The organism is Mycobacterium palustre, from assembly GCF_002101785.1.
Classification (GTDB): Bacteria; Actinomycetota; Actinomycetes; order Mycobacteriales; family Mycobacteriaceae; genus Mycobacterium; species Mycobacterium palustre.
In genome coordinates this window covers 1-21,862 of the sequence record NZ_LQPJ01000091.1, presented here as the reverse complement: position 1 = coordinate 21,862, position 21,862 = coordinate 1, and the positions used below count along the sequence as shown (strand labels likewise).

General features: G+C 70.4%; 23 protein-coding genes. 16 read left to right on the top strand and 7 right to left on the bottom strand.

Annotation, left to right across the window (positions count from 1 at the left end):
* Nucleotides 1-3: 3 nt before the first annotated feature.
* Both AWC19_RS10065 and pimB read left to right on the top strand, forming a co-directional pair.
* Nucleotides 4-732 (top strand): hypothetical protein, encoded by a 729-nt coding sequence (locus AWC19_RS10065; protein ID WP_372508548.1) that lies wholly within the window; start codon nt 4-6, stop codon nt 730-732.
* A gap of 42 nt (nt 733-774) precedes the next feature.
* Nucleotides 775-1,917, top strand: a complete 1,143-nt coding sequence (gene pimB / locus AWC19_RS10060) for a GDP-mannose-dependent alpha-(1-6)-phosphatidylinositol monomannoside mannosyltransferase (protein ID WP_085077912.1) — start codon at nt 775-777, stop codon at nt 1,915-1,917.
* Between the two features lie 18 nt (nt 1,918-1,935).
* Here the strand turns inward: pimB and AWC19_RS10055 are convergent, their stop codons facing one another.
* Nucleotides 1,936-3,738: an AMP-dependent synthetase/ligase gene (locus AWC19_RS10055; protein ID WP_085077911.1), complete on the bottom strand. Its 1,803-nt coding sequence runs from the start codon at nt 3,736-3,738 to the stop codon at nt 1,936-1,938.
* 81 nt (nt 3,739-3,819) lie between these two features.
* Here AWC19_RS10055 and AWC19_RS10050 point away from each other — a divergent pair, with 81 nt between their 5' ends.
* The 5 genes from AWC19_RS10050 (at nt 3,820) to AWC19_RS10030 (ending at nt 7,245) form a co-directional block, all read left to right on the top strand.
* A complete protein-coding gene (locus AWC19_RS10050; RefSeq protein ID WP_085077910.1) occupies nt 3,820-4,209 on the top strand; it encodes a polyketide cyclase / dehydrase and lipid transport in 390 nt (129 codons plus the stop codon).
* A 103-nt stretch (nt 4,210-4,312) separates the two neighbouring features.
* Nucleotides 4,313-4,750: an SRPBCC family protein gene (locus AWC19_RS10045; RefSeq protein ID WP_085077909.1), complete on the top strand. Its 438-nt coding sequence runs from the start codon at nt 4,313-4,315 to the stop codon at nt 4,748-4,750.
* Between the two features lie 16 nt (nt 4,751-4,766).
* A complete protein-coding gene (locus tag AWC19_RS10040; protein ID WP_085077908.1) occupies nt 4,767-6,026 on the top strand; it encodes an ArsA family ATPase in 1,260 nt (419 codons plus the stop codon).
* Nucleotides 6,023-6,430 (top strand): hypothetical protein, encoded by a 408-nt coding sequence (locus tag AWC19_RS10035; protein ID WP_085077907.1) that lies wholly within the window; start codon nt 6,023-6,025, stop codon nt 6,428-6,430. Before AWC19_RS10040 ends, AWC19_RS10035 begins: the two co-directional genes overlap by 4 nt.
* 86 nt (nt 6,431-6,516) lie before the next feature.
* Nucleotides 6,517-7,245: a lysophospholipid acyltransferase family protein gene (locus AWC19_RS10030; protein ID WP_085077906.1), complete on the top strand. Its 729-nt coding sequence runs from the start codon at nt 6,517-6,519 to the stop codon at nt 7,243-7,245.
* Here AWC19_RS10030 and AWC19_RS10025 read toward each other — a convergent pair.
* Nucleotides 7,242-8,525, bottom strand: coding sequence for a glycosyltransferase 87 family protein (locus AWC19_RS10025; RefSeq protein WP_085077905.1), 1,284 nt, complete (start codon nt 8,523-8,525; stop codon nt 7,242-7,244). The two genes, AWC19_RS10030 and AWC19_RS10025, sit on opposite strands and share 4 nt — an antisense overlap.
* A gap of 115 nt (nt 8,526-8,640) precedes the next feature.
* On the opposite strand from AWC19_RS10025, the gene AWC19_RS10020 reads away from it, so the two are divergent.
* The 3 genes from AWC19_RS10020 to AWC19_RS10010 all read left to right on the top strand — a co-directional run bounded on the left by AWC19_RS10020 (nt 8,641) and on the right by AWC19_RS10010 (nt 11,589).
* Nucleotides 8,641-9,501, top strand: a complete 861-nt coding sequence (locus tag AWC19_RS10020; protein WP_211284896.1) for a hypothetical protein — start codon at nt 8,641-8,643, stop codon at nt 9,499-9,501.
* A gap of 159 nt (nt 9,502-9,660) precedes the next feature.
* On the top strand, nt 9,661-10,155 hold the full coding sequence (locus AWC19_RS10015) for a polyadenylate-specific 3'-exoribonuclease AS (RefSeq protein WP_085077903.1): 495 nt from the start codon (nt 9,661-9,663) through the stop codon (nt 10,153-10,155).
* Nucleotides 10,156-10,200: 45 nt separating this feature from the next.
* The gene (locus tag AWC19_RS10010; protein WP_085077902.1) at nt 10,201-11,589 is read left to right on the top strand and encodes a class II 3-deoxy-7-phosphoheptulonate synthase; all 1,389 of its coding nucleotides are present in this window, start codon (nt 10,201-10,203) and stop codon (nt 11,587-11,589) included.
* Between the two features lie 99 nt (nt 11,590-11,688).
* Here AWC19_RS10010 and AWC19_RS10005 read toward each other — a convergent pair whose 3' ends face one another.
* Entirely contained in the window at nt 11,689-12,894 is a 1,206-nt protein-coding gene (locus AWC19_RS10005; RefSeq protein WP_211284892.1) for a protein kinase domain-containing protein, read from the bottom strand.
* 78 nt (nt 12,895-12,972) lie between these two features.
* Between AWC19_RS10005 and AWC19_RS10000 the strand changes: the two genes are divergently transcribed.
* On the top strand, nt 12,973-13,377 hold the full coding sequence (locus AWC19_RS10000) for an Rv2175c family DNA-binding protein (protein WP_085077901.1): 405 nt from the start codon (nt 12,973-12,975) through the stop codon (nt 13,375-13,377).
* On the opposite strand, the gene AWC19_RS09995 is transcribed toward AWC19_RS10000, so the two are convergent.
* Together AWC19_RS09995 and idsA2 are read right to left on the bottom strand one after the other, a co-directional pair.
* On the bottom strand, nt 13,364-14,890 hold the full coding sequence (locus AWC19_RS09995; RefSeq protein ID WP_142281103.1) for an alpha-(1->6)-mannopyranosyltransferase A: 1,527 nt from the start codon (nt 14,888-14,890) through the stop codon (nt 13,364-13,366). The two genes, AWC19_RS10000 and AWC19_RS09995, sit on opposite strands and share 14 nt — an antisense overlap.
* Before the next feature lie 10 nt (nt 14,891-14,900).
* Complete coding sequence (gene idsA2, locus AWC19_RS09990; RefSeq protein WP_085077899.1) at nt 14,901-15,950, bottom strand: bifunctional (2E,6E)-farnesyl/geranyl diphosphate synthase; 1,050 nt, start codon at nt 15,948-15,950, stop codon at nt 14,901-14,903.
* Between the two features lie 199 nt (nt 15,951-16,149).
* Here idsA2 and AWC19_RS09985 point away from each other — a divergent pair, with 199 nt between their 5' ends.
* Complete coding sequence (locus AWC19_RS09985; RefSeq protein ID WP_085077898.1) at nt 16,150-17,052, top strand: mycobacterial-type methylenetetrahydrofolate reductase; 903 nt, start codon at nt 16,150-16,152, stop codon at nt 17,050-17,052.
* Here AWC19_RS09985 and lppM read toward each other — a convergent pair.
* Entirely contained in the window at nt 17,049-17,705 is a 657-nt protein-coding gene (gene lppM, locus AWC19_RS09980; RefSeq protein WP_169718099.1) for a lipoprotein LppM, read from the bottom strand. The two genes, AWC19_RS09985 and lppM, sit on opposite strands and share 4 nt — an antisense overlap.
* A gap of 113 nt (nt 17,706-17,818) precedes the next feature.
* Nucleotides 17,819-18,418, bottom strand: a complete 600-nt coding sequence (locus AWC19_RS09975) for a GNAT family N-acetyltransferase (protein WP_085077897.1) — start codon at nt 18,416-18,418, stop codon at nt 17,819-17,821.
* A gap of 339 nt (nt 18,419-18,757) precedes the next feature.
* Between AWC19_RS09975 and AWC19_RS09970 the strand changes: the two genes are divergently transcribed.
* From AWC19_RS09970 to ftsL, 4 genes are all read left to right on the top strand, one after another.
* A complete protein-coding gene (locus AWC19_RS09970) occupies nt 18,758-19,156 on the top strand; it encodes a DUF3040 domain-containing protein (protein ID WP_085077896.1) in 399 nt (132 codons plus the stop codon).
* Between the two features lie 438 nt (nt 19,157-19,594).
* Nucleotides 19,595-20,026, top strand: coding sequence for a division/cell wall cluster transcriptional repressor MraZ (gene mraZ, locus AWC19_RS09965; RefSeq protein ID WP_085077895.1), 432 nt, complete (start codon nt 19,595-19,597; stop codon nt 20,024-20,026).
* Nucleotides 20,001-21,143, top strand: coding sequence for a 16S rRNA (cytosine(1402)-N(4))-methyltransferase RsmH (rsmH, locus tag AWC19_RS09960; RefSeq protein WP_085077894.1), 1,143 nt, complete (start codon nt 20,001-20,003; stop codon nt 21,141-21,143). The genes mraZ and rsmH overlap by 26 nt, the downstream gene beginning before the upstream one ends.
* The coding region (ftsL, locus tag AWC19_RS09955; RefSeq protein ID WP_483869934.1) for a cell division protein FtsL at nt 21,140-21,862 on the top strand (723 nt) is incomplete at its 3' end. The genes rsmH and ftsL, both read left to right, overlap by 4 nt.

The window sequence follows — 21,862 nt, the reverse complement described above, 5'->3', positions numbered from 1 at the left end:
CCGATGAGCGCCCCGGCGGCACCCATGATGGTCGGGGACCGGGCCGTCCGGCTCATCGGCGGTGGGCCGGTCGCCGGCCGCGTGCTGTCGCGAATCGCGGTCAACATCGGCGGCGCCGTGGCCGCTGTGGAGGCCTTCTGGGGACGCGATTGGCCGCGCGAAATCTCGGTGGTCGCCGCCGGTTCCGACGACGAGTTTCGCGCCGCGGCCGGCGGCGGGCCGGAAGCCCAGTGGGCCGACATCGCGGCGGTGACGGTCGTCGACCACGTCGACCCGGCGCGTCGGGCCGCGATCGGCCAGCGGATCGTGTTCGCACCCGGCGCGGCCACCATGAGCGAGCCGGCATTGCGAATCGTGTTGACCCACGAGCTTTTTCATTACGCGGCGCGCGTGGACACCGCCCCGGACGCGCCGCGCTGGCTGACCGAGGGGGTGGCCGACTTCGTCGGCCGGCCGGCCACCCCGAAACCCACCGACGCGCTCTCGATCGCGCTGACGCTGCCCTCGGACGCCGACCTCGACACGCCCGGGCCGCAGCGGTCGTTGGGCTACGACCGCGCGTGGTGGTTCGCCCGATTCGTCGCCGACGCCTTCGGGCCGTCCCGGCTGCGCGCGTTCTACCTGGCCGCGTGCGGCGTCGGGCACGGCGACCTGGACAACGCCATCCGCGGCGTCCTCGGCACCGACTACGGCGGCCTCTTCGCGCGGTGGAAGCAATGGATGCTGGCCTAGACCGGTGCGGCGTCCGGGCGGCCGCCGGATAGCCTTTCGCACGTGAGCCGGGTGCTGCTGGTAACCAACGACTTTCCACCCCGGCCCGGCGGCATCCAGTCCTACCTCGGCGAATTCGTCGGCCGGCTGGCGGGCGCCGGCTCGCACGCGGTGACGGTCTACGCCCCGCGGTGGCGGGGCGCCGACGCCTTTGACCGGGCGGCCGCCGACGCCGGCTACCGCGTGGTGCGCCATCCCGGCACGCTGATGCTGCCCGGACCGGGCGTCGACGTGGGGATGCGCCGGCTGATCGCCGAGCGCGGCATCGACACCGTCTGGTTCGGCGCCGCCGCGCCGCTGGCGCTGCTGGCGCCGCGGGCGCGGCGGGCCGGCGCTTCGCGGGTGCTGGCCAGCACCCACGGGCACGAGGTCGGCTGGTCGATGCTGCCCGTCGCGCGCTCGGTGCTGCGCCGCATCGGCGACGGCACCGACGTCGTCACCTTCGTCAGCCGCTACACGCGGTCGCGGTTCGCGTCGGCCTTCGGTCCCGCCGCGCGGCTCGAGTACCTGCCGCCCGGGGTGGACGCCGACCGGTTCCGGCCCGACCCGGCCGCGCGGGCCGAGCTGCGCCGCCGCTACCGGCTGGGCGAGCGGCCCACCGTGGTGTGCGTGTCGCGGCTGGTGCCGCGCAAGGGCCAGGACACGCTGATCAAGGCGCTGCCGGCGATCCGGCGCCGGGTCGACGGGGCGGCCCTGGTCGTCGTCGGCGGCGGGCCCTATCTGGACGCGCTGCGCAAGCTGGCCAACGACTGCGGGGTCGCCGAGCACGTGACGTTCACCCGCGGCGTGCCGGCCGATGAACTTCCCGCCCACCACGCGATGGCCGACGTGTTCGCGATGCCGTGTCGCACCCGCGGCGCCGGCATGGACGTCGAGGGCCTGGGGATCGTGTTCCTGGAGGCCTCGGCGACGGGGGTGCCGGTGATCGCGGGCCGGTCGGGCGGCGCGCCGGAAACCGTGCGGCACAACGAGACTGGGCTGGTGGTCGACGGCCGCTCGGCGGACGAGGTCGGCGAGGCCGTCTGCGAGCTGCTGGGCGATCGCGACCGCGCCGCCGCGATGGGCGCGGCCGGGCGCGAATGGGTGACGTCGCAGTGGCGCTGGGACATTTTGGCCGGGCGGCTGGCCGAGCTGCTGCGCAGCTGAGCCGACCCGGGCCCGGCGTCAGTCCTCCTCGTAGATCGATTCGATGTCGGCGGCGAACTTCTCGGCCACCACGTTGCGCTTCACCTTCATCGTCGGCGTGAGTTCGCCGGTGTCCTCGGTGAAATCGACCGGCAGGATGCGGAATTTGCGGATCGACTCGGCGTGCGACACCGCCAGGTTGGCGGTCTTGACCGCCGCGTCCACCTCGGCGACGAGGTCGGGATCGGCGACCAGATCGCCCACCGACGCCCCGGGCGGCTTGTGGTTGCGTTCCTTCCAGCCGCCGAAGGCCTCCGGATCGATGGTGATCAGCGCGCCCACGAACGGCTTGGCGTCGCCGACCACCATGGCCTGGCTGATCAGCGCGTGGGCCCGCAGCTGGTCCTCGAGCACCGCCGGCGCGACGTTTTTGCCGCCGGCGGTGACGATGATCTCCTTCTTGCGGCCGGTGATCTTCAAAAAGCCGTCCTCGTCGAGCGCCCCCAGATCGCCCGTCTTGAACCAGCCGTCGGTGAACGCCTCCTCGTTGGCCTGCTCGTTGCGCCAGTAGCCGCTGAACACCACGCCGCCGCGCACCAGAAGCTCGCCGTCGTCGGCGATGCGCATGCTGTTGCCGGGCAACAACGTTCCGACCGTGCCGATCTTGACCTTGCCGACCTGGTTCACCGTGATGGCCGAGCTGGTCTCGGTCAGGCCGTAGCCCTCGTGGATCGTCACACCCACCCCGCGGTAGAAGTGCCCGAGCCGCGCGCCCAGCGGCGCGCCACCCGAGACGGACGCGTGGCACTCGCCGCCCAGCGCCGCGCGCAACTTTCCGTAGACCAGCCGGTCGAACAGCGCGTGCCGCGCGCGCAGCAGCAGCCCGGGCCCGCCGCGGTCGTGTGCCTGGCTCCAGTCGACCGCGGTCTGCACGGCCGCCGCGAAGATCCGCCCGTTGCCGTCGTTAACGGCGTTTTGCTCGGCCGTGTTGTAAACCTTCTCGAACACCCGCGGCACCGAGACCACCACCGTCGGCTTGAACACCGCGAACTGTGGCAGCAGGTTTTTGATGTCGCTGGTGAAGCCGACCGTCACCTTGTTGGCGAACGCCGACAGCGTCAGTGAGCGGGCCAGCACGTGGGCCAGCGGCAAAAACACCAGCAGCCGCTGCCCCTCGTTGAGCAGCGTCGGGAGGCATTCCTTGGCGCCGCGGGTCTCATAGAGCAGGTTGGAATGGGTGAGCTGGCAGCCCTTGGGCCGTCCGGTGGTGCCCGAGGTGTAGATCAGCGTGGCCGGGTCGTCGGCCCGCAGCCCCTCGAGCCGCACGGTCAGTTCGGCCGGCTCGACGGACTCGCCCGCCTCGGCGAGCGCCTCGAGCGCCTTGGGACCCGAGCCGTCGATGTGCAGCACCCGGCGCAGCGCCGGCAGCTCGGGGGTGAGCTCGGTGACCGTCGCGGCGTGCGCGTCGGTCTCGGCGAATGCCAGCACCGCTTCGGAATCCTGCAGCACCCAGCGCACCTGCTCGGCCGAGGAGGTCTCGTAGATCGGCACGGTGACGCCGCCGACCGCCAGGATCGCCAGGTCCAGGATCGCCCACTCGTAGCGGGTGGCCGAGAAGATCGACACCCGGTCGCCGGCCTCCACTCCCAGCCCGATCAGTCCCAGCGCCGCCGAGCGGACCTGGCCGGCCGCCTCGGCGCACGTGACGTCGGTCCACACCCCGTCGACCAGGCGGCGGAAGATGGGGAAGCCCGGGTCGTTTCGCTCGTGCTCGAAGACCATCGCCGCGATGTTGTCGTGCTCGCCGACGGAAAAGCGGGCGGGGACACTGTACTCACGCATGGCGCCAGCCTAATCCGCGCATTCGCGCAGCACGGGCCGCCCCGACAGCCGCGATGCCGACGGGTGTGTGAAGCTGAGTTCATGAACAGCATCCAGATCGCGGATGAGACGTTCGTCGCGGCCGACGGCGCCACCGTCGGCGCCGCCGTCAACGATCCGGCCTGCTGGCGTCGGTGGTGGCCGGACCTGCGGCTGCGCGTCGTCGAGGACCGCGGCGACAAGGGGATCCGCTGGACCGTCACCGGCGCGCTGACCGGCACCATGGAGATCTGGCTGGAGCCGTCGCTGGACGGGGTTGTGCTGCACTACTTCCTGCACGCCGAACCCAGCGGCGTGGCGGCCTGGCAGCTGGCCAAGCTCAACCTGGCGAAAATGACGCACCGCCGTCGGGTGGCGGGCAAGAAAATGGCCTTCGAGGTCAAAAGGACGGTAGAACGGTCACGACCGGTCGGCGTTTCTCCGGTAGTTTAACTCGATCAACGTTTGGCAGGACGAGTACCGTTTCGGCCCGGGAGCCGGGGTACTCCTGCATTTTGCGGGCTTACCCACTTGCGGGAGAGAGGGCAACAGCCAGGTGGCGGAGAAGACGACGCAGACCATTCACATCGATGCCGATCCGGACACGGTCCTCCAGGTGATCGCCGACATCGACTCCTACCCGGAGTGGATCTCGGAGTACAAGGAAGCCGAGGTGCAAGAGCGGGGCGCCGACGGCTACCCGAAGGTGGTGCGGTTCGTGATGGACGCCGGCGTCATCAAAGACACCCTGGTCATGACCTACCAGTGGCCCAAGGACCGCCAGTCGCTGAGCTGGAGCCTGGTGTCGAGCTCGCTGCTGCGGTCGCTCGAGGGCTCATATCGCTTGACCCCCAAGGGATCCGGCACCGACGTCACCTACGAACTGTCGGTCGACCTTGCCGTCCCGATGATCGGCTTGCTCAAGCGCAAGGCCGAGCGCAGGCTCACCGACACCGCTTTGAAGGATCTGAAGAAACGAGTCGAGGCTGAGTGAATCCGCGCAATCCCGGGTGCCCACCCCCGCCCGGATCGGCCTCTTCGTCGGCAAGGGCGGGGTAGGCAAGTCGACCCTGGCCGCCGCGACCGCGGTCCGTGACGCGGGCGCGGGCCAGCGGGTGCTGGTGGTCTCCACCGACCAGGCGCACTCGCTGGGCGACGTTCTGGGAGTGCCGGTTCCGCCCAGCGGCCGGGGGGAACCGGTCCGGGTGCTCGCCGATTTGGAAACCGGGCAGGCGCAGGCCGGCGGCGGCTTCCTCGACGCGCTGGCGCTGGACACCTTGGCCCTGCTCGAGGCGCGGTGGCAGGACGCGGTCAGCGTGCTGGATCGGCGGTTTCCCAACTCCGAGCTGAGCGCCATTGCGCCCGAAGAACTTTCGGCGTTGCCCGGCGTTCAGGAGGTGCTGGGTTTGCACGCCGTCGGCGAGCTCGCCGCCTCCGGGCAATGGGATCGCGTCGTCGTCGACTGCGCCTCGACCGCCGACGCGCTGCGGATGCTGACCCTGCCCGCCACCTTCGGGCTGTACGTGGAGCGGGCGTGGCCGCGGCATCGCCGGCTCTCGATCGCCTCCGACGACGCCCGCTGGGCCGCGGTCGTGGAGCTGATCGAGCGCATCAGCGCCAGCGTGGAGCGGCTCGGCGCGCTGCTGACCGACGGCGAACAGGTCAGCGCGCATCTGGTGCTGACCCCCGAGCGGGTGGTCGCCGCCGAGGCGGTGCGCACGCTGGGGTCGCTGTCGTTGATGGGCGTGCGGGTCGAGGAGCTGATCGTCAACCAGGTCCTGACCGAGGACGAGTCCTACGAGTACCGCAACCTGCCCGAGCACCCCGCGTTCTACTGGTACGCCGAGCGCATCGCCGAACAGCGCGCCGTGCTCGACGAGCTCGACGCCACCATCGGCGATGTGGCGCTGGTCCTGACCCCGCACCTGTCCGGCGAGCCGATCGGCGCCAAGGCGCTGGGCGCGCTGCTCGACGCCGCCCGCCGGCGCGGCGGCTCGGCGCCGCCCGGCCCGGTGCGCCCGGTGGTCGACCTGGAATCCGGGTCGGGACTTGGGTCGATATACCGGATGCGGCTAACGTTGCCCCAGCTCGATCCTCGAGGACTGACCCTGGGCCGCGTCGACGACGACTTGATCATCAGCGCGGGCGGCTTGCGACGCAGGGTCCGGTTGGCCTCGGTGCTGCGGCGATGCACCGTGCTGGACGCCAACCTGCGGGGTGCCCAGCTGACAGTTCGTTTTCGACCCGATCCGGAGGTGTGGCCTAGGTGAATGGGGCTCATCCCGAACTCGGTCCCGAACTGCGCAGGCTCGCCCAGACGCTCCTGGACAGCATCGACCCGGCGGTGCGCGCGGCGGCCACGCTGACGGCGGGCTCCGGCGTCGGGACCGGCAAATGCCAGCAGGTGTGGTGTCCGGTGTGCGCGCTGGCCGCGCTGGTGACCGGTGACCAGCACCCGTTGCTCACCGTGATCGCCGACCACAGCGTCGCGCTGCTGGAGGTCATCCGCGGCATCGTCAGCGACTTGGGCGACATCGACAAGCCGGGGCAGCCGCCACCGGAGGGGCCACCCGACGGCGGCGGCGTCGCTGCCGAGCCCGACGAGAAGACCACCGCCGGGGACGGCGGCGTGAAAAGCCGTTACCAGCCCATCCCGGTCACCGTCGAGGAGTGACCCGGCGGGTCCGATGGTGGTCGCTTCCGCCGCGGATCGGTACAGTTGGCCGAAACACTGTTTCGGCGCGGGCGAGAGGGAGGGCCATGTGGTACTGGCTGTTCAAGTACATCTTGCTGGGCCCGCTGCTTTCCCTGCTTGGTCGACCGAAAGTTGAAGGGCTGGAATACGTTCCGAGCTCGGGGCCGGCGATTCTGGCCAGCAATCACCTCGCCGTCATGGACAGCTTCTACCTGCCGCTGGTGGTCCGGCGCCGAATCACGTTCCTGGCCAAGGCCGAGTACTTCACCGGCACCGGGCTGAAGGGCTGGTTTTCCCGCTGGTTCTTCACCGCCGTGGGCCAGGTGCCGATCGACCGCTCCAACGCCGACGCCGCGCAGGCCGCGCTCAACACCGCCGAACAGGTGCTGGCCCAGGGCAAGCTGTTGGGCATGTACCCCGAGGGCACCCGCTCGCCGGACGGCAGGCTGTACAAGGGCAAGACCGGGCTGGCCCGGCTGGCCCTGCACACCGGCGTGCCGGTGATTCCGGTGGCGATGATCGGCACCAACGTCGTCAACCCGCCCGGCACCACGATGCTGCGCTTCGGACGGGTCACGGTGCGCTTCGGCAAGCCGATGGACTTCTCCCGCTTCGAAGGCCTGGCCGGCAACCGCTTCATCGAGCGGGCGGTCACCGACGAGGTGATCTACGAGCTGATGCGGCTGTCCGGCCAGGAGTACGTCGACATCTACGCCGCCAGCATCAAGGAACGCGGCGACGGCACCCAGCCGGCGACCGACGCCACCCGCATCCCCGAGAGCGCCGTCGTTTAGCTGGTCGCCGCCACCGGGGTCAGCTGCGCGGCCGCCTCGTCGGGCCGGCCGGCGCGGGCGGTCACCGTGAGCCCCGCCGCCACGATGACGGCCAACGCCCACCACACATACGACGAGCCGACGACCTGACGCCACAGGTTGGCCGTCGTCTCGTGATGCTTGGGCAGCAGGTCGATCGGCGTCCAGCGCATCAGCGCCACCCCGGCGGCGCTCAGCACCCCCAGCGCGAGGTTGCGCCGCCGCCACGCCAGGATCCCGGTCACCAGCACCGCCGGCAGCACCCACACCCAGTGGTGCGACCACGACACCGGCGAAACCACCAGCCCGAACAGGGCCACGCAGATCACCGACAGCGTCGGCTCCTCGGCCCGCAGCACCCGCCGCATCGCCCACACGGTCGCCGCCAGCACCAGCAGGGACGCGGCCACCCACAGCGGGAAGCGTTCGTGCTCGTCGAGCCCCAGCCGGGCCAGCGCCCCCGCGATGTTCTGGTCGGTGTTCAGGGCCGCCTCACCGATCCGGTCGGTGTGGTGCACGGTGTGCGTCCAGTACTCCCACGAGTCGCTCCACGCCAGCACGAAGCCCAGCAGCGTCGCGCCCGCGAAGGAGGCCAGCGCCGTCAGCGCCGCCCGGCCGTCGCGGCGCAGCAGGAAGTAGAGCAGAAAAACGGCCGGGGTGAGCTTCAGGGCGATGCCCAGGCCCATCAGCAGCCCGCGCGGCCAGGGCGTGCGTCGCGGCACGCAGTCGGCGATCACCAGCGTCATCAGCACCACGTTGATCTGGCCGAACGCGAAGTTGGAGGCGATGGGTTCCAGCCAGATCGTCGCCCCGGCCGCGATCAGCGCGGCGAGCCACAGCCGCCGCAGCCACGCGGGCCCCGGCACCACGGCCGAGTCGTCCCACACATCGAGGCCGGTCAGCACGATCACGGTCGACACGATCAGCAACACCAGCGTCAACACCGTGATCGCCACGCTGGCCGCCGGCATGTGCAGCCACGAGAACGGGCAGAACACGATGGCCGCCAGCGGCGGATAGGTGAACGGCAGGTTCAGCCCGATGGGTGTGTGGAACAACACGTCGCCGCGGTACAGCGGCCGGCCGTCCAACCAGGCCTGACCGCCCATCTGGTAGATGTCGATGTCGATGCGGTACGGCGTGTGCCCGAACAGGCGCCAGCCCACGTAATACCAGGCTGCGGCGGCCAGCACCCAGAGCGGCAGCCACACCAACGCCCGCCCGGACTGACTGCCCACCCCGGGCGCACGCCATCTACTCATGTCGGGAAACAGCGTAATCGGTGCCGGCGTCCGCGACGTGCCCCAGCGCGGCTCCCGCAGGGACGGCGGCCGCGGGCGTAGCTTTTCAAGGGTGTTCCACTGGTTTCTGTACGGCGTGTCGCGGTGGTATGCGCATGACATCCACGAAGGCGGCCGGCTGCCTCTGCTGTGCTGCCTCGTCGCGTTCATCTTGACGTTTTTCGTCACCCGCAGTTTCGTGCGCTTCATTCGCCACCGCGACCGGTCGGGCCGGCGGGCGAGGTGGTGGCATCCGCGCAACGTGCACATCGGCGGAGTGCACATCCACCACGTGACGTTCGGGGTGGTTCTGGTGTTGGTCTCCGGGCTAACGCTGGTGACCCTGTCCGTGGACGGACACGAGCCCGAATTCGCTTTCGTCGCAACGCTTTTCGGTATTGGCGCCGCTTTGGTGCTCGACGAGTACGCGTTGATCCTGCACCTGTCCGATGTCTACTGGGAGGAAGACGGCCGCACGTCGGTGGACGCGGTGTTCGCCGCGGTCGCGGTGGCCGGGCTCTTGATCATGGGCCTGCACCCGCTGATGTTTTTCCTGCCGATCTGGCATGGCGCCGATTCGGTGGCGTTGCGGGCCGGCGTGGGCGGCGCCATGGTCTTGGCGCTGCCGCTGGCCGTAGTCGTGGTGCTCAAGGGCAAGGTGTGGACAGGCCTGCTCGGCATGTTCGTCGTCGTGCTGCTGGTCATCGGCGCGATCCGCCTATCGCGCCCCCACGCCCCGTGGGCCCGGTGGCGCTACGCCACCCAGCCCGATAAGATGCGGCGCGCTCTGCAGCGGGAACGGCGGCTGCGCCGCCCCATCGTGCGCGCCAAGCTGTGGGTACAGTGCGCGATCGCGGGCACCCCGCGCCTGCCCGACGAGCGCACGATCGACGCCGAGCTCGACCAAGAGGTGCGTCCGGCGCCGGCCCCCACCGGGCCCATTTTGATCGGGAGCTAGGCGAGCAGGCCTAGAGCGGCTGTCGGCGGCCGTGGCCTGATTGGCCGCCTCCTTATTCGTGCCGTACCGGCACTCATCGTCGGCGGCCGTGGCCTGATTGGCCGCCTCCTTATTCGTGCCGTACCGGCACTCATCGTCGGCGGCCGTAGGCTTTCTACGGTGCGCTATTTCTACGACACCGAATTCATCGACGACGGCCGCACCATCGAGCTCATTTCGATCGGCGTGGCCGCCGAGGACGGTCGCGAGTACTACGCGGTGTCCACCGAATTCGACCCCGAGCGCGCCGGAACCTGGGTCCGGGCCAACGTGTTGCCCAAGCTGCCGAACCCGTCGTCGCCGTTGTGGCGCTCGCGCAAGCAGATCCGCCTCGATTTGGAGGAGTTCTTGCGGGTCGACGGGCCCGAGCCGATCGAGCTGTGGGCCTGGGTCGGTGCCTACGACCACGTCGCTTTGTGCCAGCTCTGGGGGCCGATGCCGGCCCTGCCGAAGGCGATACCCCGCTTCACCAGGGAATTGCGGCAATTGTGGGAGGAACGCGGATCGCCCCGGATGCCGCCGCGCTCGCGCGACGCGCACGACGCCCTGGTCGACGCGCGCGACCAGTTGCACCGCTTCCGGCTGATCACCTCCGGCGAGCAACGTTCGCCCTGATCAGCGCTCACTGAGCCGATTTCCGGCCCCGGTTACCATGGACCGATGAACTGGACCGTCGACATCCCGATCGAGCAGCTGCCGTCGCTGCCGCCGCTGCCGACCGAGTTGCGCGCGCGGCTGGACGCCGCGCTGGCCAAGCCGGCCGCCCAGCAGCCCAGCTGGGACGCCGAGCAGGCCGCGGCGATGCGCACGGTGCTCGAGAGCGTGCCGCCGGTGACGGTGCCGTCCGAGATCGTCCGGCTGCAGGACCAGCTGGCCCAGGTCGCGCGGGGGGAGGCGTTCCTGCTGCAGGGCGGTGACTGCGCCGAGACGTTCGTCGACAACACTGAACCGCACATCCGCGGCAACATCCGCACCCTGCTGCAGATGGCCGTCGTGCTGACCTACGGCGCCAGCCTGCCGGTGGTCAAGGTGGCCCGCATCGCCGGTCAGTACGCCAAGCCGCGGTCGGCCGACATCGACGCGCTGGGGCTGCGCTCCTACCGCGGCGACATGATCAACGGCTTCGCGCCCGACGCCGCCGCCCGCGAGCACGACCCGTCGCGGCTGGTGCGCGCCTACGCCAACGCCAGCGCGGCGATGAATCTGGTGCGGGCGCTGACTTCGTCGGGGCTGGCCTCCCTGCACCTGGTGCACGACTGGAACCGGGAGTTCGTCCGGACCTCGCCGGCCGGCGCGCGCTACGAGGCGCTGGCCACCGAGATCGACCGGGGCCTGAGGTTCATGAGCGCCTGCGGGGTGGCCGACCGCAACCTGCAAACCGCCGAGATCTACGCCAGCCACGAGGCTTTGGTGCTCGACTACGAGCGGGCCATGCTGCGGCTGTCCGACGTGGAGGGCGGCGAACCGCAGCTGTACGACCTGTCGGCGCACACCGTGTGGATCGGCGAGCGCACCCGCCAGCTCGACGGCGCGCACGTCGCGTTCGCCGAGGTGATCGCCAACCCGATCGGGGTCAAGATCGGCCCGACGATGACGCCGGAGCTGGCCGTCGAGTACGTCGAGCGGCTCGACCCGCACAACAGGCCCGGCCGCCTGACGCTGGTGAGCAGGCTGGGCAACAACAAGGTGCGCGACCTGTTGCCCCCGATCGTCGAGAAGGTCCAGGCCACCGGGCACCAGGTGATCTGGCAGTGCGATCCGATGCACGGCAACACCCACGAGTCGTCCAACGGCTACAAGACCCGGCACTTCGACCGCATCGTCGACGAGGTGCAGGGCTTTTTCGAGGTGCACCGCGCGCTGGGCACCCACCCCGGCGGCATCCACGTCGAAATCACCGGGGAGAACGTCACCGAGTGTCTCGGTGGGGCGCAAGACATTTCGGACACCGATTTGGTGGGCCGCTACGAGACCGCCTGCGACCCGCGGCTGAACACCCAGCAGTCGCTGGAGCTGGCGTTCCTGGTCGCCGAGATGCTTCGCGACTAGCTTTCAGTTTTGTCCTTTCAGTTTGTCGCGAGCGTGCGCGTCGGTACGACGACACGCCGCAGCGGGGATACAACCGCGCACGCTCGCGGAGAGAAGGCGCTACAGCAGGCCGGTCAGGTTGCTGCCGATCGTCCACGCCACGGTCGCGACCAGGCCGGTGAGCGCCAGCACGACGGCCACCCACACCAGCACCATGCGCCGCGCGTGCTGGCGCGCCCACACGAACTCGCTGAGCGCGATGCCCGCGAATTCCCCTGATACGGGCTGATATTCGTAATCCTCGAGTTTGGGGGCGGGCGGGCGCTCCAGCTGACGGGTAGGGTGGCGTACCGGCGCCTGCCCTGGCGGGCGCGGCGGCTGCGCGGCGGCCTGTCGCTGGGTCATCCGGCTGTGGTGCAGCGCCGCCGACCGGTGCTGGGCCGAATTGCGCGGCGCCGGCACCCGAAACCCCGGCAGGCCCAGCTCCTCGGCGATCGCGTCGAGCTCGGCGCCCATCTCGATCGCGTCGGCGTAGCGGTCTGCGGGGTCGCGCGCGGTCGCGCGCTGCACGAACTCGTCGAATTGCGCTGGCACACCGTCGATCGCGAGGCTGGCCGGCGGCACGTCGGTATCCAGCCGCTGGTAGGCGATCGACAGCGGCGAGTCGCCGGTGAACGGCGTGTGCCCGGTCAGCAGCTCGTAGGTGAGAACCCCGGCGGAGTAGACGTCGCTGCGCGGCCCGGCGTTGCCGTCGCGCACCTGCTCGGGCGACAGGTAGGCCGCGGTGCCCAAAATGACGCTGGTGGAGGTGATTCCGGCGGCCGCGACGGCGCGGACCAGCCCGAAATCGGCGATCTTGACCTCGCCGTCGTCGGAGATCAGGACGTTCTCGGGCTTGACGTCGCGGTGCACCAGGCCGGCCCGATGGGCGGCGGCCAGCCCGCCCAGCACGGGGCGCAGCACCGCCGCCACGGCATGCGGTGGCATCGGGCCCCGCTCGGCGAGCAGCTCGCGCAGCGTGCCGCCCTCGATCAGCTCCATGACCAGAAACGGGTGCCTGGCGTCCAGGCCCTGGTCGTAGACCGCAACCAGCCCTGGGTTTTTCAGCCGGGCCACGGTGCGGGCCTCGAGCTGGAAGCGGGTCAGGAACTGCTCGTCGCCGGCGTAGCGAGAATCCATGACCTTCACCGCGACCGGGCGGTCCAGCCGGGTGTCCAGGCCGCGATACACCGTGGAGGTGCCGCCGCTGGCGATCTTGGACTGCACCAAATAGCGGCCGTCCAGCAACGTGTCCTCCAGGGGATCGCGCGTCTGAGGTCCGGCCACCGGGCCATCGTAGGTGCGCTGTGGAATCGAGCGCGGAACGCGGGTCCTAAGGCGAAGCCAGGGCCTACACTTTCGCTGATGAGCAGTATCCCGGCCGGCGACGACGTGTTGGACCCCGATGAGCCAACCTATGACCTGGCCAAGGTCGCCGAGTTGCTTCACGTGCCGGTCAGCAAGGTCCAGCAGCAGCTGCGGGAGGGCCATCTGGTCGCGGTGCGGCGGGGCGGCGGCGTGGTGGTGCCGCAGGTGTTCTTCACCAACTCCGGCGAGGTGGTCAAGAGCCTGCCCGGGCTGCTGACGATCCTGCACGACGGCGGCTATCACGACACCGAGATCGTGCGCTGGCTGTTCACCCCGGACCCGTCGCTGACGATCACGCGCGACGGCACCCGCGACGCCATCAGCAACGCCCGGCCCGTCGACGCGCTGCACGCCCATCAGGCGCGGGAGGTCGTGCGCCGGGCACAGGCTATGGCGTACTGACCGATTCCGGTTGCGGCTCCGGCGCGCGGTGCAGCGCGTACCAGGCGGCCAGCGCGCAGGCCGTGGCCAGCGCGACGTGCAGCCAGGAATACATGCCGTGCGACCCGTCGGGCTTGAAGATCACCATGACCCAGGTGGACAGCCCCGCGATGGCCGCGACCGCCCGCCGGGACTGCGCCAGCGGCGCCGCCACCGCCAGCGGCCAGGAGTAGTACCACGGCAGCGCGGCCGGAACGAACAGCACCACGACCAGCATCGACCAGGCGATCCCGGTCAGCACGGCGCGGTCGTCGCGCCGAAATCGCCACCACAGCAACGGCAATGACACCGCGATGATCCCGATGCCGATGAACCGGGTGACTCGCAGCGTGGCGTAGAAGTCGACCGGGAACCAGCCGCTGCCCACGGCGTGGATGAGGTTGGCGACCGCGGTGGGCACGGTGAGCCAGTTGATGATCTTCACCGATCCGGCCAGCGCGGTCAGCCAGCCCAGCCCGACACCGGCCACCGCGGACAGGATCGCGAACACGACGGCAAAAATCAGCAGCGATGCCCCGGTGGCCGCGAGGAACGCGAGCGCCGGGGCATAACCCCGCCGCTCGCGCAGGTGCCGCGCCCACACCCACACCAGGAAGGGCAGCGAGATCCCGGCGGTGGCCTTCACCGCGATCGCCACCGTGATCAGGATCATGCCCGCGACGTGCCGGCCTTGGAACGTCAGCGCGATCCCGGCGGCCATCAGGCCCACCATCAGCATCTCGTTGTGCACGCCGCCCATCAGGTGGATCAGCACCAACGGGTTAAGCACGCAGATCCACAGCGCCAGCGCGCCGTCGGTGCCCAGGTGGTGCGCCAGCCGCGGGGTGGCCCAGATCAGCAGCGCCAGCCCGGGCAGCATGCACAGGCGCAGCAGCATCGTCCCGGCGATCACGTGATTGCCGACCGTCAACGTGACGAGCTTGGCGATCAGGATGAACGCCGGGCCGTACGGGGCCGTCGTGATCGTCCAGATCGGGCTTACGTTGTCCAGCAAGGGGTTCGGGTTGGCCACGGGCCCGACGGCGTAGGGATCGAAGCCGTCGCGCAGCAGCGCGCCCTGCGCCAGATACGAATACGTGTCGCGGCTGAACACCGGCACCGACAGCAACAGCGGCGCCAGCCAGAAGGCGGTGCTGGCCCGCATCACGAACTCGGACACGCCGCCCGCCAGCGCCCGACGGCCCAGCAGCACCCACGCGATCAGCATCAGGCCCACGCCCGTCCACAGCAGGATGGACGAGAGCACCAGCCCGTGCCCGAAGCGCAGCCAGGACAGGTGCAGCGCTTCCAGCAGGGGATCGTGCGGCTTGGTGCTGCCCGCGCCGAGCCCGCCGGCGGTGATCAGCACCGAGCCCACGAAGCCCAGCTTCGCCGGGCCGGCCTCCGGGGTGGCGGTAAACGCTCGTAACCGTGAAAACCGCTGCGCCGCAGACTGTCTGGTGGCGGCGTCGGCGACGGGCGTGTCGGTCGGCATCGTCACGGGCCTAGGCGGATCGGTCCGTGGCCATCCGGGCCAGTTCGGCGAGTCCCGCCTTGGCGGCCGCGTGGATGGGCGCGGCCGCGAGCGTGGCCAGCGCCCGTTCGGTCAACGCGGCGATGCGCCGCTCCGCGGCGGCCAGCGCGCCCACCGACTCGATCACCTCTCGCAGCTGCGCGACCTGTGCGTCGGTCAGCTGGGCGCCGATCGAGGCGCGTAACAGGTTGGCAGCCAACGGGTCCGACTTGTCGGCCAGTTCCACCGCCTCGGCCAGCAACACGGTGCGCTTGCCGGAACGCAGGTCGTCGCCGGACGGCTTGCCGGTGACCGCGGGATCGCCGAACACGCCCAGCACGTCGTCGCGCAGCTGGAACGCGACGCCGAGGTCGGTCCCGAATCGGCCGAAGGCGGCCTGCACCTCGGGCCGGTCCGCGGCGGCGGCCGCGCCCAGCTGCACCGGACGCGCCACGGTGTAGCAGGCGGTCTTGAAGGTGTCGACGTTCATCGCCGACGCGATCGATTCGGCGCCGCTGGCCTCGGCGACGATGTCGAGGTACTGCCCGCCCAGCACCTCGGTGCGGATCTCGGCCCACACGCGCTGCACCCGGCCCCGAGCCTCGGGGGACAGCGGCGCCGCGAAGACGATGTCGTCGGCCCAGGCCAGCGCCAGGTCGCCGAGCAGGATGGCCGCCGAGGCCCCGAACCGCTCGGGGGAGCCGCGCCAGCCCCGGTCGCGGTGCAGGGCCGCGAACCGCACGTGGGTGGTCGGTTTGCCGCGACGGGTGGCCGAGTCGTCGATCACGTCGTCGTGCAGCAGCGCGCAGGCGTGCAGCAGTTCCAGGGCGGAAAACAGCAGCAGCGCTTCGGGATCGGGTTCGCCGGTCGCCACGGCGCGCCAGCCCCAATAGGCGAACGCCGGCCGCAGCCGCTTGCCGCCGCCCAGCACGAAGTCCTCGAGGGCGCCGATCAGGACGTCGTAGTCGCCGCCGATGTGGGCTGTCTGGGCGCGCCGGTCGTGCAGGTATCGCCGAAGCTGCTCGGTGACGGCGCCGGTCAACTCGACGGTTGCCGCTGTTGCCGCGGCTTCTGGGCTCAGCGCGGCGCCCCTTTCTGCTCGGCGTGACGGATATTCGTCCTAGGGCCGACAGTTTATGTCGCTTGCGCCTGAGTTGCTTCGACTGCCTCACTAACCGCCCCTATGCTGGCGGGGGTGTCCGCGCCGCGTTGCGCTTAGTCGTCTGAGGGAAAGGAGCCGCGTGACCCTCAACACCGTCGCGCTCGAGCTGGTGCCGCCCAACGTGGAGGACGGGCCGGAGCGGGCACTCGACGACGCGCGAAAAGTGGTGCGGTACTCGGCCGAAACCGGTCTCGAAGGCCGGATCCGGCACGTAATGATCCCCGGAATGATCGCCGAAGACGACGATCGCCCGGTCGCGATGAAGCCGAAGTTCGATGTGCTGGACTTCTGGTCGATCATCAGGCCCGAACTGCCGGGCCTGCGCGGCCTGTGCACGCAGGTGACGGCGTTCATGGACGAGGCCTCGCTGCGGCAGCGGCTCGGCGACCTGTGCGCGGCCGGGATGGAAGGCGTGGTGTTCGTCGGCGTGCCCCGCACGATGAACGACGGCGAAGGCTCCGGCGTCGCGCCGACCGACGCCCTGTCCATCTACCGCGACCTGGTCAGCAACCGCGGCGTGATCGTGATCCCCACCCGCGACGGCGAACAGGGCCGGCTCAACTTCAAATGCGACCGGGGCGCGACCTACGGCATGACCCAGCTGCTGTATTCCGACGCGATCGTGGGCTTTCTGACCGAGTTCGCCAAGAACACCGAGCACCGGCCCGAGCTGCTGCTTTCCTTCGGGTTCGTGCCGAAGGTGGAGAGCCGCGTCGGCCTGATCAACTGGCTGATCCAGGACCCGGGCAACGCCGCGGTGGCCGACGAGCAGGCCTTCGTCAAGAGGCTGGCCGCCAGCGAGCCCGACCAGAAGCGCAAGCTCATGGTCGACCTGTACAAGCGCGTGATCGACGGGGTCGGCGAGCTCGGCTTCCCGCTGAGCATCCACTTCGAGGCGACCTACGGGGTGTCCGGACCCGCGTTCCAGACCTTCGCGGAGATGCTGGAGTACTGGTCGCCCGGGTCGCCGGGACCGATTTAACCCGGCGGCTGGTCGCCGGGCGCGGTGAACCGCGGGGAGCGGTCCCGGCTGACCCAGGCCAGCAGCGCGACCACCCCGGCGGCCGCGAAGGACGCGATCCCCAGCCACACGCCCGCCCCGGTGAAGTTGCGGGTGTTGGGATCGGTGTAGCGCGCGTTGGCGGTCATGGTGCTCACCACGCCCGGCTTGAGCTTCCACGACACCACGTCGGGCTCGACGCGGTCCCCGTTGGTCGAGGTGACGACGCCGGGAAACGCGATGGTGAGCTCGACGTTGGCGTCGTTGTCGGTCACCGAGGTCAGGTCCGCGCGGCCTTCCAGGATCACCAGGTTGCCGTTGCGGCGCAGCGACAGGTTCACCCCGGAGGCGTCGGAGTTCATGTTGGCCAGCTGCGGCAACTCGGCGAAGGTCAAATCGGAGAACACCGCCTGCGAGCCCACGTAGCCGTCGCTGTCGTAGTTTGACACCGCCACCTTCTGGCTGAACGGCAGGTTGTTGCTGTCGAGCTGCGGGCCGGTGTCCTTGGGTGTTCTCGGCTTGGCGGCCGCGATGATCTCGCCGGAAACCAGGTCGTCGGGGGAGACGGTCAGCGACGCACGCACCCGCAGGCACCCGGTGGCCAGCGGCACCAGCAGCAACAGCAGGGTCGCCATGCCCACCACGCGGCGCCAGCGACGGGTCAATCCACGGGCTTTCGGCGGGGCAGGGCTGGCGCGCACCAGGTCATCGTGCCAGATCCGGTGGGGCGTCCCGGCGCGCCGTGCCGCTACAGGGGTAGGGCGCGGCCCAGGATCGCGAAAGCCCGTGGGTCCCCGGCGAAGTGGTAGCGGCGGATGATGTCGTTGAAGCCCAGCCGCCGGTACAACCGCCACGCCCGGTTGTCTTCGCCGTTGGTTTCCGGCGTGGAGAGCAGGACGTTCTTCTCGGCGCGCCCGGCCAGCAGCCGGCGGGCCAGCGCCTCGCCCAGGCCATGGCCTTGGGCCCGGGGATGGATGTGCAGCTCGGTCAGCTCGAAGTAGCTGCTCATCAGCCGGGCGATCTCGTTGGGCGGCAACCCGCCGCGTTGCAGGCCCAGCACCACCTGCTGCTGCCACCACTGCCCGGGCGCCCCGGGGTAGCCGTATGCCACGCCCAGCAACGGCGCGCTGCCCAGTACGGCGGCCGGCGGCGGTTCGTCGGTGGGGCCGTCGACTTCGACGACGGCCGCGCCCTGCCAGCCGCGTCGCCGGACGTGTTCCAGCCACATCGCGGCGCGCTGGTTCTCGGTGCCCCGCGGGTATCGCATCGCTTCGACGTACACCCCGAGGGCGTCACTGAGACGGCGCTCCATATCGTTCGGCAGCAGATCGATGAGGAATATCGCCAACTCGCGGTGCCCTCCTCGTCCGGTGGTCCGGTCGCGTGCGGGTGCTTTGGCTTTCGTGCGGTCGGTCGGCCCCGTGCGCTATCGCCATTATCGGACCCCGGCGCTCGGTTGGACGACCGGTGGCAGCGACCCGGCCCGTGGACCGCGCACCGTCGCGAGCGTGGCGCCGCGCAGGGTGTTGTGGCCCACATGAGTTCCGGGCCGCGGCCGGGATAGAATCGCTGCCGAACCAGTGGTACGGCGCAGATCGACCTCGTATCATCTGTGTTAGTTGCCTTTACAACGGGCATCCGCGTGCTATCGATAGTGACGTGCCAAACTGTCGGCAAGGAGGGACGAATGCCACTCTCCGATCATGAACAGCGGATGCTCGATCAGATCGAGAGCGCACTGTACGCGGAAGACCCCAAATTCGCGTCGAGCGTCCGCGGCGTTGGGTTCCGTGCACCGACCACCCGGCGGCGCCTGCAAGGCGCGGCGTTATTCGTCATCGGTCTTGCGATGCTGGTGTTCGGGGTGGCGGTCAAGGCCACGATGATCGGCAACTTCCCGATCCTCAGCGTCGTCGGCTTCGTTGTCATGTTCGGCGGCGTCGTCTACGCCATCACGGGTCCGCGGCTGACGGGAAGGCCCGACCACTCCTCGGCGCCCGGCTCGGCGCGCCAGCGGCGCAACCGGGGTGGCGGCTCCTTCACCAGCCGCATGGAGGACCGGTTCCGCCGCCGCTTCGACGACTAGCCGCAGCAACGTAGGACGTCACACGGGGTAGCCGACGGGCTACCCCGTTTTTCGTGCACGCCGCGCCTGCGATGAGCGCGTGGTCCCGGGCCGGATCGACGCCCTGCACGCAGTCTCGGCCGCCCGGCCCTTCCCGGCCCCTCCCGAGTCCCGATTGAGCCGCAATCGAGTCCGAACGGCAGCATTCCCGCCCCACCGGGCCCCACTTGCTGCCCCACCGCGCCCCACACGGCCGCTTCCGGCCGCTGACGTGCGCTTTTGCCGGCTCGCCAAAGGTCCGCTCGGCCGCGACGCGGGTGCCCTGGTCGCCCTGCGCCGGCGAAAAGTGGCGGATGACCCGGAAAACTCCGCCACGACACTCCATCAATGGGGCAAAGTGGGGGAATGTGGGGTATGGTGGCTGAAGCGTTTGGGTGACCCCGACGGGGAGGTGAGCTGGTGTTTCTCGGCACCTACACGCCCAAACTCGACGACAAGGGGCGGCTCACGTTGCCCGCCAAGTTCCGCGACGCGCTGGCAGGGGGATTGATGGTCACCAAGAGCCAAGACCACAGCCTCGCCGTGTACCCGCGGGCGGAATTCGAGCAACTGGCCCGCCGGGCCAGCAAGGCCTCGCGCAGCAACCCGGACGCGCGGGCGTTCCTGCGTAACCTCGCCGCGGGCACCGACGAGCAGCATCCCGACGCCCAGGGCCGCATCACCCTGTCCGCCGACCACCGCCGCTACGCCGGGCTGTCCAAGGACTGCGTGGTGATCGGGGCGGTCGACTACCTCGAAATCTGGGACGCCCAGGCCTGGACCGACTATCAGCAGACCCACGAAGAGAACTTCTCCGCGGCCAGCGATGAAGCACTCGGCGACATCATCTGAGGCGCGTGCCCGTGCATCGTGGCCTCTGCCCGAACCGACCCTGGCGTACTTCCCCAACGCCAGGTTCGCGCCTTCGGACAGGGACCCGGGTGCAGGGGCCACGCCGTTAGCCCCCGGTGTTGCGGTGGCTGACAACCCGCAGGACTTCGGGCACGTGCCCGTACTGCTGCGACGCTGCCTCGAGCTGCTGGCCCCCGCGCTGACACGCCACCACCCCGACGGGTCCGGGGCGGTCCTCGTCGACGCCACGCTCGGCGCGGGCGGCCACTCCGAGCGGTTCCTGACCGATTTCCCCGGATTGCGCGTCGTCGGCCTCGACCGCGACCCCACCGCGCTGGACATCGCCGGGGCCCGGCTCGCGCCCTTTGCCGACCGCACCACCCTGGTGCACACCCGGTATGACGGCCTGGTCGACGCGCTGGCCGAATCCGGCTACGGCGCAACCGAATCCGTCGACGGGGTGCTGTTCGACCTCGGCGTCTCGTCCATGCAGCTCGATCGGGCCGAGCGGGGTTTCGCCTACGCCCAGGACGCCCCGCTGGACATGCGGATGGACCCGGCGGCGCCGCTGACCGCGGCCGACATCCTCAACACCTACGACGAGGCGGCGCTCGCCGACATCCTGCACCGCTACGGCGAGGAGCGGTTCGCGCGCCGCATCGCCGCACAGATCGTGCGGCAGCGCGCCCGCGCCCCGTTCACGTCGACCGCCGAGCTGGTTGCCCTGCTCTACCGAGCGATTCCGGCGCCGGCCCGGCGCACCGGAGGGCATCCGGCCAAGCGCACCTTCCAGGCGCTGCGCATCGCGGTCAACGACGAGCTGACCTCGCTGCGCGCCGCGCTTCCCGCCGCCCTGGACGCGCTCGCCGGCGGCGGGCGCATCGTGGTGTTGGCCTATCAATCGCTGGAGGACCGGATCGTCAAGCGCGCCTTCGCCGACGCGGTCGCGTCGCGCACGCCGGTGGACCTCCCGTTCGAACTTCCCGGCCACGAGCCGAGGTTCCGGTCGTTGACGCGCGGCGCCGAACGGGCCGACGCCGCGGAGATCGAACGCAACCCCCGCAGCGCCGCAGTGCGGTTACGCGCCCTGCAACGACTTGGGAAAGGCGACTCATGAAGGTAGAGCGCGAGGCGCCCAAGCGCCGCGGCCGCGGACGCGACCGGTCGGCCCGCAAGGCCGGGCGCGCCTCGACCGATGCGGTCCCGCGCCGCACCCGGTCCTCGGCGCCCACCCGCGAGGCCCGCGCGCCCAAGTCCGCGCCGCAGACGGGCCCCATCGCCCGGCCGGTCGAGCGCTCGGCCCGTCCCAAGAACACCAGCCAGGCCAAGGCTCGGGCCAAGGCGCGAAAGGCCAAGGCCCCCAGAGTCGTCCGCCCGCCGTTGACCGAGCGGTTGGCGGCCCGGCTGGCGGCCGTCGACCTGCGGCCACAGACGCTGGCGCGCAAGGTTCCGTTCGTCGTGCTGGTCATCGGGGCACTGGGCCTCGGGCTGGCGCTGACGCTGTGGCTGTCCACCGACTCCGCCGAGCGCTCCTACCAGCTCAGCCACGCCCGCGAGAAGAACCGGATGCTGCAGCAGCAGAAGGAGGCGCTGGAACGCGACGTGCGCGAGGCGGAGTCGGCGCCGGCGCTGGCCGAGGCGGCCCGCAAGCAGGGCATGATCCCGACCCGCGACACCGCACACCTGGTGCAGGACCCCGCGGGTAACTGGGTGGTGGTCGGCACGCCCAAGCCCGCCGACGGCGTTCCGCCACCGCCGCTGAACACCAAGATTCCCGACGTGGCTCCGGCCCCGCCGCCGCCCCCGGCACCGGGACCTCCGGGGCCAGGGCCGGTG